This window comes from Mesorhizobium sp. B2-3-6, from assembly GCF_006442305.1.
In the GTDB taxonomy this organism is placed as follows: Bacteria; Pseudomonadota; Alphaproteobacteria; order Rhizobiales; family Rhizobiaceae; genus Mesorhizobium.
Window position 1 is genome coordinate 43,908 of sequence record NZ_VFVW01000005.1, and the last position, 12,046, is coordinate 55,953.

At 63.8% G+C, this 12,046-nt stretch carries 11 protein-coding genes; 7 read left to right on the forward strand and 4 right to left on the reverse strand.

Annotation, left to right across the window (positions count from 1 at the left end; genetic code table 11):
* Positions 1-44: 44 nt before the first annotated feature.
* From rhaS to FJ953_RS16260, 6 genes are all read left to right on the forward strand, one after another.
* The gene (gene rhaS, locus FJ953_RS16235) at positions 45-1,040 is read left to right on the forward strand and encodes a rhamnose ABC transporter substrate-binding protein (RefSeq protein WP_140513297.1); all 996 of its coding nucleotides are present in this window, start codon (positions 45-47) and stop codon (positions 1,038-1,040) included.
* 81 nt (positions 1,041-1,121) lie between these two features.
* Entirely contained in the window at positions 1,122-2,663 is a 1,542-nt protein-coding gene (locus FJ953_RS16240) for a sugar ABC transporter ATP-binding protein (RefSeq protein ID WP_140624787.1), read from the forward strand.
* Positions 2,660-3,637 (forward strand): ABC transporter permease, encoded by a 978-nt coding sequence (locus tag FJ953_RS16245; RefSeq protein ID WP_140524007.1) that lies wholly within the window; start codon positions 2,660-2,662, stop codon positions 3,635-3,637. The genes FJ953_RS16240 and FJ953_RS16245 overlap by 4 nt, the downstream gene beginning before the upstream one ends.
* Positions 3,634-4,629: an ABC transporter permease gene (locus tag FJ953_RS16250; RefSeq protein ID WP_140624788.1), complete on the forward strand. Its 996-nt coding sequence runs from the start codon at positions 3,634-3,636 to the stop codon at positions 4,627-4,629. The genes FJ953_RS16245 and FJ953_RS16250 overlap by 4 nt, the downstream gene beginning before the upstream one ends.
* Positions 4,629-4,946 (forward strand): L-rhamnose mutarotase, encoded by a 318-nt coding sequence (rhaM, locus tag FJ953_RS16255; protein WP_140624789.1) that lies wholly within the window; start codon positions 4,629-4,631, stop codon positions 4,944-4,946. Before FJ953_RS16250 ends, rhaM begins: the two co-directional genes overlap by 1 nt.
* Positions 4,943-6,319 (forward strand): FGGY-family carbohydrate kinase, encoded by a 1,377-nt coding sequence (locus tag FJ953_RS16260; RefSeq protein WP_140624790.1) that lies wholly within the window; start codon positions 4,943-4,945, stop codon positions 6,317-6,319. The genes rhaM and FJ953_RS16260 overlap by 4 nt, the downstream gene beginning before the upstream one ends.
* A 16-nt stretch (positions 6,320-6,335) precedes the next feature.
* On the opposite strand, the gene FJ953_RS16265 is transcribed toward FJ953_RS16260, so the two are convergent.
* Together FJ953_RS16265 and galE are read right to left on the reverse strand one after the other, a co-directional pair.
* Positions 6,336-7,586: a D-amino acid dehydrogenase gene (locus tag FJ953_RS16265; RefSeq protein ID WP_140496573.1), complete on the reverse strand. Its 1,251-nt coding sequence runs from the start codon at positions 7,584-7,586 to the stop codon at positions 6,336-6,338.
* A 107-nt stretch (positions 7,587-7,693) separates the two neighbouring features.
* The gene (gene galE / locus FJ953_RS16270; RefSeq protein ID WP_140513287.1) at positions 7,694-8,689 is read right to left on the reverse strand and encodes a UDP-glucose 4-epimerase GalE; all 996 of its coding nucleotides are present in this window, start codon (positions 8,687-8,689) and stop codon (positions 7,694-7,696) included.
* Between the two features lie 277 nt (positions 8,690-8,966).
* On the opposite strand from galE, the gene hemA reads away from it, so the two are divergent.
* A complete protein-coding gene (gene hemA, locus FJ953_RS16275; RefSeq protein WP_140513285.1) occupies positions 8,967-10,244 on the forward strand; it encodes a 5-aminolevulinate synthase in 1,278 nt (425 codons plus the stop codon).
* A gap of 74 nt (positions 10,245-10,318) precedes the next feature.
* On the opposite strand, the gene FJ953_RS16280 is transcribed toward hemA, so the two are convergent.
* Both FJ953_RS16280 and mscL read right to left on the reverse strand, forming a co-directional pair.
* A complete protein-coding gene (locus FJ953_RS16280) occupies positions 10,319-11,485 on the reverse strand; it encodes a pyridoxal phosphate-dependent aminotransferase (RefSeq protein WP_140624791.1) in 1,167 nt (388 codons plus the stop codon).
* A gap of 110 nt (positions 11,486-11,595) precedes the next feature.
* On the reverse strand, positions 11,596-12,018 hold the full coding sequence (mscL, locus tag FJ953_RS16285) for a large conductance mechanosensitive channel protein MscL (protein WP_140496583.1): 423 nt from the start codon (positions 12,016-12,018) through the stop codon (positions 11,596-11,598).
* Positions 12,019-12,046 lie beyond the last annotated feature (28 nt).

The following is a 12,046-nucleotide window of genomic DNA, read 5'->3' on the forward strand; positions in this document are numbered from 1 at the left end:
CCCGCAGCGGCGATGGAATGCAACGCTCAAGGGAGGAATATTCGATGAGCTTTCTGAAGAAACTGATGGTTACGGCGGCCTTTTCCGCCGCCATGGTCGTGAATGCCGCCCATGCCGAGAACGTCAAGATCGCGCTGGTGGTGAAGTCGCTCGGCAACGGCTTCTTCGACGCCGCCAACAAGGGCGCCGAAGAGGCGGCCAAGGAACTGGGCGATGTCGACATCATCTACACCGGCCCGACCAAGGCGACCGCCGAAGCGCAAATCGAGGTGGTCAATTCACTGATCGCGCAAAAGGTCAACGCCATTGCCATCTCGGCCAATGACGCCGACGCGCTGGTGCCGGTGCTGAAGAAGGCCATGGAGCGCGGCATCACCGTCATCTCCTGGGATTCGGGCGTCGCCAAGGAAGGCCGCCAGCTTCACCTCAACCCGTCCGATACCGGCCTGATCGGCGAGACCATCATCAAGCTCGCTGCCGACTATTTGCCTGAGGGCGGCGACGTCGCCATCCTGTCGGCCTCCTCGACCGCGACCAACCAGAACGCCTGGATCGACGCGGCCAAGAAGGTGCTGCCGGAGAAATTTCCGAAGATCAAGCTCGTCGCCACCGTCTATGGCGATGACGACTCGGCCAAGAGCACCGACGAAGCCAAGGGCCTCTTGAAGTCCTATCCGAACCTGAAGGCGATCATCGCGCCGACCACTGTCGGCGTCGTCGCCGCTGCCCAGGTCGTCACCGATGAGAAGCTGATCGGCAAGGTCAACGTCACCGGCCTCGCGCTGCCGTCGGAGTTCAAGAAGTTCATCGACAACGGCGCTTCACAGGCCGTGGCTCTTTGGAACCCGATCGACCTCGGTTACTCCGCCGTCTACCTCGCCCACGATCTGGCGGTGAAGAAGGAAGAGGCCAAGCCCGGTGCGACGCTGTCGATCGGCCGCGTCGGCAAGGTCACGCTCGACGACACCAATTCGGCTGCGATGGCTCCGCCCTTCCAGTTCGACAAGACCAACATCGAGAAGTTCTCCAAGATCTACTGATCCGGAGCTTCAAGCTGACGCGGCGGGGTTCACGCCCCGCCGCAACTTCAAACGCACCTTGTTTCAGGGCTTGATACGACCATGGACACGACAGCCCAACACGGCACGGTGAAGGACGGGCCCCTGGCCTCCACGCCGCGCCTGACGCTGTCCGGCATCTCGAAGAGCTTTCCCGGCGTGCGCGCGCTGCACAATGTCAGCCTCTCGCTCTATCCGGGCAAGGTGACGGCGCTGATCGGCGAGAACGGCGCCGGCAAGTCGACGCTGGTCAAGATCATGACCGGCATCTACCAGCCCGACGCGGGCACGATCAGCATAGACGGGCAGGACGTCACCCTGCCCAGCGCGCACGCCGCCTTCGGCCACGGCGTTACCGCCATCCATCAGGAAACCGTGCTGTTCGACGATCTGACTGTCGCCGAAAACATCTTTCTCGGCCATGCGCCGCGCACCCGCTTTGGCACCATCGACTGGCGCACCATGCGCAGAAATGCGCGCGAAGTGCTCGACACCATGCATGCCCGCCATATCGACGCCGATGCAAGGCTGAAGGACCTCGGCATCGCCAACAAGCATCTCGTTGCCGTGGCGCGGGCCATGTCGATCGACGCGCAGATCGTCATCATGGACGAACCGACGGCCGCCCTTTCGATGAGGGAGATCGAAGAGCTCTTTTTGCTGATCGAGTTCCTCAAGAGCGAAGGCAAGGCGATCCTGTTCATCAGCCACAAGTTCGACGAGATCTACCGCATCGCCGACCGCTACACCGTGTTCCGCGACGGCGAGATGGTCGGCGAAGGGCTGATCAAGGATGCCGCCCAGAGCCAGATCGTGCGCATGATGGTGGGGCGTGCGGTCGATCACATCTTTCCACAGCGCAAGGCCGAGATCGGCGCGCAGGTGCTGTCGGTCTCCGGCCTGTCGCACCCCACCGAATTCAACGACATCGGTTTCGAGCTGCACAAGGGCGAGATTCTCGGCTTCTACGGTCTTGTGGGCGCCGGCCGCAGCGAGGTGATGCAGGCGATTTCAGGCATCACTCGCACCTCCGGCGGCACGATCACGCTGGACGGCAAGTCGATCGTGCCGAAATCAGCGGCGGATTCGATCGAGGCCGGCATCGTCTACGTGCCGGAGGAACGCGGCAAGCAAGGCGTGGTGATCGGCCTGCCCATCTTCCAGAATGTTTCTCTCCCGTCGCTGGCACGCACCTCCAAATCCGGCGTGCTGCGGCTGGCGGAGGAATTTTCGCTCGCCCGCTCCTACACCGAGCGGCTCGACCTCAGGGCCTCCTCGCTCAGCCAGGATGTCGGCACGCTGTCGGGCGGCAACCAGCAGAAGATCGTCATTGCCAAATGGCTGGCGACCACGCCCAAGGTCATCATCCTGGACGAGCCGACCAAGGGCATCGACATCGGCTCCAAGGCCGCCGTGCACGGCTTCATGGCCGAGCTGGTGGCGCAAGGCCTGTCGGTTATCATGGTGTCGTCGGAGCTGCCCGAAATCCTCGGCATGTCCGACCGCGTCGTCGTCATGCGCGAGGGCCTTGTCGCGGCCGTCTACGACAACAACGGACTGGACGCCGAGACGTTGGTCCGGACGGCGGCGGGGATCGCGGCATGAAAACTTTGCTGAAATATCGCGAAATCTGGTTGCTGGCGGCCATCGTCGTGCTGATCGGGCTGATCTCGACGCGTTTTCCCGCCTTCGCCGACCCCGGCAATTTGCGCCAGGTGTTCAACGACACCTCGATCCTGATGATCCTGGCGCTCGGGCAGATGGTGGTCATCCTGACCCGTTCGATCGACCTGTCGATGGCGTCGAACCTCTGCTTTACCGGCATGGTGGTGGCGATGCTGAACGCCGCTCACCCGGCGATCCCGATCCCGCTGCTGATCGTCATTGCCCTGGTCGTCGGCCTGGTGCTCGGCGCCATCAACGGCCTTCTGGTGTGGCGGCTGAACATCCCCTCGATCGTGGTGACATTGGGCACGCTGACCATCTATCGCGGTGCCACCTTCGTCCTGTCCGGCGGCGCCTGGGTCAATGCCGACAAGATGAGCCCCGAGTTCATCGGCTTCCAACGCGCGGCCTTCCTCGGCATTCCGGTGCTGTCCTGGATCGCCATTCTGGTCATCGCGCTGTTCTTCATCCTGATGACGCGCACCGCGCTCGGCCGCTCGATCTATGCCATCGGCGTCAATCCTACGGCGTCGGTTTATGCCGGCATCGATGTCGGGCGGACGAAATTCATCGTCTTCTGCATCTCCGGCATGATCGGCGGGCTCGCCGGCTATCTCTGGATCTCACGTTACGTGATCGCCTCGGTCGAGGTCGCCAATGGCTACGAGCTCAACATCATCGCCGCCTGCGTCATCGGCGGCATCTCGATTGCCGGCGGCATCGGTTCGGTCGGGGGCGCGGTGTTGGGGGCGCTGTTTCTCGGCATCATCTCCAACGCGCTGCCGGTCATCAACATCTCGCCGTTCTGGCAGATGGCGATTTCGGGCAGCGCCATCATCCTCGCCGTCGTGCTCAACGCGCGCGGCGAACGCCAGCAGGGCCGCATCATCCTGAGAAAAATGGAGGCGGCATGAGCGACGTCCCTGCCCCGCGCCACATTCCGAACCGGCTCGACAAGCCGTTCCGTTCGGCGATCTTTTCCTGGGAAGCGCTGCTGGTCGTGGTGGCCCTCGCCATCTTCGCCATCAACAGCTTCGCCTCGCCCTATTTCCTCGACCCTTATTCGCTGTCGGACCTGACCTTCAACTTCACCGAGAAGGGCCTGATCGCCTTCGCCATGGCGCTGCTGATCATTTCGGGCGAGATCGACCTGTCGGTCGCCGCCATCATCGCGCTGGCCTCGACCATGATGGGCATGGCGGTGCAGGCCGGCGCCGGAACGCCGGTGCTGGTGGCGATCGGCATCGTCGTCGGGCTCGGCTGCGGCGCCTTCAACGGCCTTCTGGTCACGAGGCTTGGCCTGCCCTCGATCGTCGTCACCATCGGCACGATGAGCCTGTTTCGAGGCATCGCCTTCATCATCCTCGGCGACCAGGCCTACAAGGGTTATCCCGAGAGCTTCGCCTTCTTTGGCCAGGGTTATGTCTGGTGGGTGGTGTCGTTCGAGCTGGTGCTCTTTCTCATCGCCGCCGTCGCCTACTGGTTCGCGCTGCACCGCACGAGTTTCGGCCGCCGCGTCTTCGCCATCGGCAACAATCCGGTCGCGGCACAGTTTTCCGGCGTGCGTGTCGGCCGCATCAAGTTCATCCTGTTCTGCCTGACCGGGCTGATGTCCGGCATCGCCTCTGTGCTGATCACCTCCCGGCTCGGTTCGACCCGTCCCTCGATCGCGCAGGGCTATGAGCTGGAAGTCATCACCATGGTGGTGCTTGGCGGCGTCAGCATCCTTGGCGGCGCCGGCAGCATTGTCGGCGTCGTGCTCGCCGCCTTCATCATGGGGCTGGTGACCTTCGGGCTCGGCCTGCTCAACGTGCCCGGCATCGTCATGTCGATCTTCATCGGCCTGCTCCTGATCATCGTCATCGCGCTGCCGATCGTCTGGCGGCGGCTGCGCGGGGGACGCTGATGGCCGAAAAATACGCGTTCAAGATGATGCTCAAGCCCGGCATGAAGGCGGAATACAAGAAGCGTCACGACGAGATATGGCCATCGCTGGTCGCGCTGTTGAAGCAGGCCGGGGTTTCCGACTATTCCATCCATCTCGACCAGGAGACCAACATCCTGTTCGGCGTGCTGTGGCGGCGGGACGACCATGGCATGGCCGACCTGCCGAAGCATCCGGTGATGCAGCGCTGGTGGGCAGACATGGCCGACCTCATGGCGACCAAGCCTGACAATGAGCCGGTGGCCGTGCCCCTGGAAACCATGTTCCACATGGCATGAGTGCCCCGCGCCACATCGCCGTCATCGACATCGGCAAGACCAACGCCAAGGTGGCGCTGGTCGACCTCGCCACGCTGCGCGAGGTCGCGCTGCGCCGAGTGGCGAACGCGCCGGTGCGGCAAGCCCGCTACCCGCATCACGACGTCGAGGCGCTGTGGGCCTTCATCCTCGACAGTCTTGCCGATCTCAACCGCGAACAGACCATCGACGCCGTTTCGATCACTACCCATGGCGCGACGGGCGCTCTGGTTGAGGCCTCCGGCGAGCTGGTGTTGCCCGTGCTCGACTACGAATTCGACGGCCCCGAGGAACTCGCGGCCGAGTATGACGCGATCCGTCCGCCCTTCGCTGAAACCGGCACGCCGCGGCTGCCGCTCGGCCTCAATCTCGGCGCGCAATTCTTCTGGCAGCAGAAGCGCTTTCCGGCGGAATTCGCCAGGACAACGGCGATGTTGATGTATCCGCAATATTGGGCGCTGCGGCTGACCGGCATCGCCGCCAACGAGGTGACCTCGCTCGGCTGCCACACCGATCTGTGGAACCCGTGGAAAGCGGATTTTTCGGCGATGATCGACCGCCTCGGTTGGCGCGCGTTGATGGCGCCGGTGCGGCCGGCAAGGGACCGGCTCGGCCCGCTCCTGCCGGCGCTTGCCGCGCGAATCGGGCTCGATCCGCAGACGCCCGTGTTCTGCGGCCTGCACGATTCCAACGCCTCGCTGCTGCCGCATCTTCTCGCCGACGCGCCGCCTTTCAGCGTCGTCTCGACCGGCACCTGGGTGGTGTCGATGTCGGTCAGCGGCAGATCGGTGGCGCTCGACTCGGCGCGTGATACGCTGGTCAACGTCAACGCGCTGGGCGATCCCGTGCCATCGGCGCGCTTCATGGGCGGCCGCGAATTTTCCGTGCTGACGGATGATCAGCCGGAGAACTGGACCGAAGACGATGTCGGGGCCGTGCTGGCAAAAAGGACGCTGCTGCTGCCATCGACACAACAGGGGTCGGGACCGTTCCCGCATCATGCGGCGGCGTGGCTCAACGCTGACGGCATGAATAGCGGCCAGCGCTTTGCCGCCATCTCTTTCTATCTGGCGCTGATGACGGCGACCTGCCTCGATCTGATCGGCGCCGACGGCCCGACCATTGTCGAAGGCCCTTTCGCCCGCAACCGGCTCTTTGTCGGCATGCTGGCGGCGGCGACCGCCAGAAGCGTCGTCGCCTCCGAAGCCGCGACCGGCACCAGCATCGGTGCCGCGTTGCTGGCATCGGACAAGGCTGAGGCGCATGGCAAGGGCTTGAGACAAGAACCGCCGGTCGACCCCGCCTTGACGGATTATGCAAGCACCTGGCGTGCGGCGGTCGAAGGGCGGGGCTAACTACGGATCCGCTTGCCTAATCTTCATAGACCAGCCCCTGTGGATCGATTTCGGGCTTTCGGCCGGCGACGAGATCGGCGAGGAATTTGCCCGAGCCGCAGGCCATGGTCCATCCGACATGGCCGTGGCCGGTGTCGAGATAGAGATTTTTGTAGCGGGCCCGGCCGATGACCGGCACGGAATTGGGCATCATCGGCCGCAGGCCCGCCCAGAACATGGCCTTCTTCTCGTCGAAGGCGCCAGGAAAAAGATCCTTGCCGGTGCTGATGATGGTGTTGAAGTCAGCGGGCTTGAAGCTTCGGTCAAAGCCGGTGAACTCGGCCGTCGAGGACATCCGCAAGCGGTTGCCCAGCCTGGAATAGCCGATCAGCCGGTCCTCGTCGGCGCCACCCATAGTCGGCCCCTTGCTTTCGTCCTCCAGGGGGATCGTCGCGGTATAGCCTTTCACCGGATAAACCGGCAGGTCGATGCCGTAGCGGCGGCCGAGTAGGCCGCTTTCCGGGCCCATTGCGATGACAACCGCATCGCCGGCCACCGGGCCTGACGAGGTGATGACGGCCCGCACCCTGTCGCCTTCGATATCGAAACCTTCGACCGTGGTGCCGAACCGGAACTCGGCGCCAAGCCTCTCGGTCGCATAGGCGGCGAGCCTGTCGACAAACAGTTTGGAATCGCCAGTCTGGTCAGTGGGCGAATAAACCCCGCCGGCTATCTTGTCCTTCACCCCGGCAAGCCCCGGCTCCAGTTCGACCAGCCGGTCGCGCCCGACGATCTCGATCGGCAAGCCATGCTCGGCAAGATAGCGATAATTGTCGGTCCCGGTGTCGAGACTCTTCTGCGAGCGGAAGAAGTAGAGGATGCCCTTCTTGCGCTCGTCATAGTGGATGCCGGTCGCCTCCGACAGCGCATTGATGCAGTCGCGCGAATAGAGCGCGAGCCGCAGCTTGATGTCGGTGTTGGCGCGCAGGCGCGCCACCGTGCACTGGCGCAGGAAGCGCAGGCTCCAGGCGAGAAAATAGGGATCGAAGCGCAGTCGCACCTTGATGCCGAGATCGTGGTTGTAGAGCCCGCGCAGGAAGGTCTTCAGCGCCGCCGGGGAAGCCCAGGCGGTGGCATCGCCCGGCGACACCAGCCCGGCATTCGACTGGCTGGTGCCCCGCGCCGGCGCCGGATGACGCTCGATGACGGTGACCTCATGGCCGTCGCTCGCCAGATAGTAGGCGGCCGCCGTGCCGACGACGCCGGCCCCGAGCACCGTTATCTTCATGTCGTCCCCCCAAAAAAGGTCGAACCGGGCAGCGCGCTTCCGCACCCTCCGCGAACGCCTTCCATAACGCTTCCCGGAGCGGCTTGCGAGCCCTTGGGAAAACCCGCTCAACCGCGTGCGGAATTCTTCCCCGTCAGGATACGCTCCCAGGCGAGCGCGTCGGCGACGATCTGGTCGAGATCGTCGCGTTGCGGCGTCCAGCCGAGTTCCGTCCGGGCGAGATCGGAATTGGCAACCACCGCGGCGGCGTCACCGGGGCGGCGCTCGCCCGTCCTGACCTCGAAATCATGGCCGAAGGCGCGGCGCACGCTCTCGATCACCTCCAGCACCGAGTAGCCGTGGCTGTAGCCGCAATTGGCGACGAGGCTCGCGCCCCCGGCGCGCAGCCGCTCAAGGGCCAGGCGATGCGCCGCGGCCAGGTCGCTGACATGGATATAATCGCGCATGCAGGTGCCGTCGGGCGTCGGATAATCGGTGCCGAACACCTGCATGAACGGCCGCTTGCCGAGCGCCGTCTCGCAAGCGACCTTGATCAGATGCGTGGCGCCCGGCGTCGACTGGCCGGTGCGCCCCCTGGGATCGGCGCCCGCGACGTTGAAATAGCGCAGCGCCGTATAGCGCAGGCCATGCGCGATCGCCGCATCGCGCAGCATCCATTCGCTCATCAGCTTGGAGAGGCCGTAGGGCGATTCCGGCGCCAGGCGGGCATCCTCGCGCACCGGTTCCAGCCCAGCGCCGCCATAGACGGCGGCTGTCGAGGAGAAGATGAAGTTCGGCACGCCCTCGCGCACCGCCGTTTCGATCAGCGTGCGCGTCTTGCAGGTGTTGTTCTCGTAGTAGCCGAGCGGATCGGCGACGGATTCGGGAACGACGATCGAGCCGGCGAAATGGATGATCGCGTCGACATTGTTGTCGCGGATGATGGAGCCGACCAATTCCTTGTCGGCGACGTCGCCGACGACCAGCTTTGCCTCCGGTGCCACCGCCCATTCGAAACCGGTCGAAAGCCGGTCGAGAACGACCACGCTTTCGCCCGCATCCAGCAATTCCCAGACCATATGGCTGCCGATATAGCCGGCGCCGCCTGTCACCAAAACCGTCATTCCGCGTCCTCGCATTCAAGATCTATCGGAAACTGTCTCAACACCCGCTCTACTGGAAAGCCCGCCCTATGACCAATAAAACCCTGCGTAACCGACTTGGCCGGCATATGGCATCATGTCGAAACAAAAGCGCCCTACAGGCCGTTATCGCCAGGAAATAGGCCATGATCCGCCCCTCGTTAGGAACAGGTGCGGGGCGTGGCATTTTGACCAAAACGGGCCGGTGGACGGCCAATCGGGCAATGATTATGATCCAGCGCAAAACTGGGAAGCCGACATGAATTATCAGCGGTTCTTCGAGGACGCGATCGACCAGCTCCATGCGGAACGACGCTACCGCGTCTTTGCCGACCTCGAGCGCATAGCGGGCAAATTTCCGCGTGCCATCTGGCGCGCCAACGGCCGCGCAGAGGAAATCACCGTCTGGTGCTCCAACGACTATCTCGGCATGGGCCAGCACCCGGATGTCATCGCAGCGTTCCAGAACGCGGCGGGCCGGATGGGTTCGGGCGCCGGCGGCACCCGCAACATCTCCGGCACCAGCAATCCGCTGGTCGAACTCGAGCATGAGCTCGCCGATCTGCACGACAAGGAAGCCGCGCTGGTCTTCACCTCCGGTTTTGTCTCCAACGAAGCCTCGATCTCGACCATCGCGCGGCTTTTGCCCAACTGCCTGATCATTTCGGACGAGCTCAACCATGCCTCGATGATCGAAGGCGTGCGGCGCTCGGGCGCGGAAAAGAAGATTTTTCGCCACAACGATGTCGCGCACCTGGAAAGCCTGCTGCAGGCGGCGGGCCGCGAACGCGCCAAGCTGATCGTGTTCGAGAGCGTCTATTCGATGGATGGCGATATCGCGCCGATCAGAGAGATCGTCGACCTCGCCGAGCGCTATAACGCCATGACCTATATCGACGAGGTCCACGCCGTGGGCATGTACGGTCCGCGCGGCGGCGGCATCACCGAGCGGGAAGGCCTCGCCGACCGCATCGACATCATCGAGGGCACGCTCGCCAAGGCTTTCGGCACGCTGGGCGGCTACATCACCGGCACGAGCGCTGTCATCGACGCCGTGCGCTCCTATGCGCCGGGCTTCATCTTCACCACCGCGCTGCCGCCGGCCATCGCCGCCGCTGCCACCACCTCGATCCGTCATCTCAAGCGCTCGCAGGCCGAGCGTGACGCCCAGCAGCAGCAGGCGACGCGGACCAAGCAGATCCTCTCCGCCGCCGGCCTCCCGGTGATGGAATCGGCGACCCACATCGTGCCAGTGCTGGTTGGCGACCCCGAGCTTTGCAAGATGGCAAGCGACCGGCTGCTCGGCGTGCACGGCATCTACATCCAGCCGATCAACTATCCGACCGTGCCGCGCGGCACGGAGCGGCTGCGCATCACGCCGACGCCGTTCCATTCGGATGCGCTGATCGCCGAGCTGCAGGACGCCCTGGTCGAGACCTGGGACGCGCTCGGCATTTCCTATGGTTCAGCAGGACGACCTTCCGTGGCCAAGACCGACCGGATCATTCCCCTGCTGGTGCCCAAGTCAGGCGGCTGAAAGCCGTTTGAAACTCCACTCCGGCGGCCATCTGGCGCGCCGGAGCGACTTTCAATTCGGGCTTCGTCAATCTCTCAAACAGCTGTCATCCACTTCGCAAGCCGGTGCGCCGCCTCCTCGAGCTGGTCGAGGCGGCGGTGGAAGCACAGCCTGAGGAAGGCTTCGCCGCCCGGGCCGAAAGCCGTGCCCGGCGCCAGGCCGACATTGGCCTTGTCGACGATCTCGAAGGCGGCGCTGCGCGAATCGGTAATGCCGTCGACCCTGAAGAACAGGTAGAAAGCACCTTGCGGCACGGTGAACCGAGCGCGGTCGGTGGCGCCGAGAATGCCGCAGACCAGATCGCGCGCCTTCCTAGCCCTCTCCACCTGTTCGGCGACGAAGACATCGCCTTCATCGAGCGCCGCGACCGCGCCGCGCTGCATGAACTGGGCGACACCTGAATTCGAATACTGGATCAGGTTCTCGAACACCTGCTGCAAACTCGGATGGGTCTTGATCCATCCGAGGCGCCAGCCGGTCATCGCCCAGTTCTTGGAGAAGCTGTTCACGAACAGGATGCGGTCCTCTGCGGTCGCGATGTCGAGGAAGGACGGCGCGCGGCCTTGGCCATAGTGGAACAGCGAATAGATCTCGTCCGCGATGATCCAAAGGCCATTTGCCCGGGCGAGATCGAGAATGGCGCGCAAAGTCTCATGGTCGGCGGTCCAGCCGGTCGGATTGGACGGCGTGTTGATGAACAGCGCCCTGGTCCTGGGCGTGATGGCGGCCGCGATCTTCTCGACGTCGCACGACCAGCCATTGCCGGATTGATCGAGCGTGACCGGCACCGGCACTGCACCGGCGATGGCGGCGGCGGCGTCGAAATTCGGCCAGGCGGGCGACAGATAGATCACCTCGTCGCCGGCACCGGCGAGCGCGTCGAGCGCAAGCTGGATCGCATGCATGCCCGAGCCGGTGACGATGAATTCGTCCTCGGCGAAGTGTTTGCCGAAATGCCTCTGGTAATAGCGGGCAAGCGCCTGCCTGAGATCGGGGATGCCCCTCTGCCAGGTGTAGAACGTCTCGCCACCGGCCAGCGCCTTCGACGCGGCATCGGTGATGAAGGACGGCGTCGGCAGATCGCCCTCGCCGGCCCAGAGCGGGATCAAGCCGTCGCGCAGCCTGCCATAGTTGACGACGGCGACGATACCGCTTTCAGGCGCAGCCAGGGCCTCGGGGCGCAGGTTCTGGATCAGGGTCATGGGCAGGTCCGTTCGAACAGGGATAGCATGCCGGCTGTTCTACTACGGGCGAAAGCAAAAAACCCCGGCCGTGAACGACCGGGGTTTTGGTCCAGAAGAACCTGATGTCTTTATCTCCTGGCGAGCAGATCGCGGATTTCGGTCAGAAGCTGCACATCGGCAGGCGGCGGCGCGGCGGCAGGCGCGGGCTTTTCGGCCTCCAGGCGCCTGCGCAGGTTGTTCACCGCCTTGACCATCAAGAAGATGATGAATGCGAGGATGAGAAAGTTCAGCACGACGGTGATGAAGCTGCCATAGGCGAAGACGGCGCCCTCTTTCTTTGCCTCCGCCAGCGTGCCCGAGTGGACGTTCGAGGACAGTCCGAAGAAGTAGTTGTTGAAGTCCAACCCACCGAAAATCGCGCCCACGATCGGCATGATGATGTCGTTGACAAGGGAATCGACGATCCTGCCGAAAGCAGCGCCGATGATGACGCCGACGGCCAGGTCCATCACATTGCCCTTGGAAATGAATTCCTGGAATTCTTTCAGCATTTCGACCCTCCTTGCCATGATCGGCCGC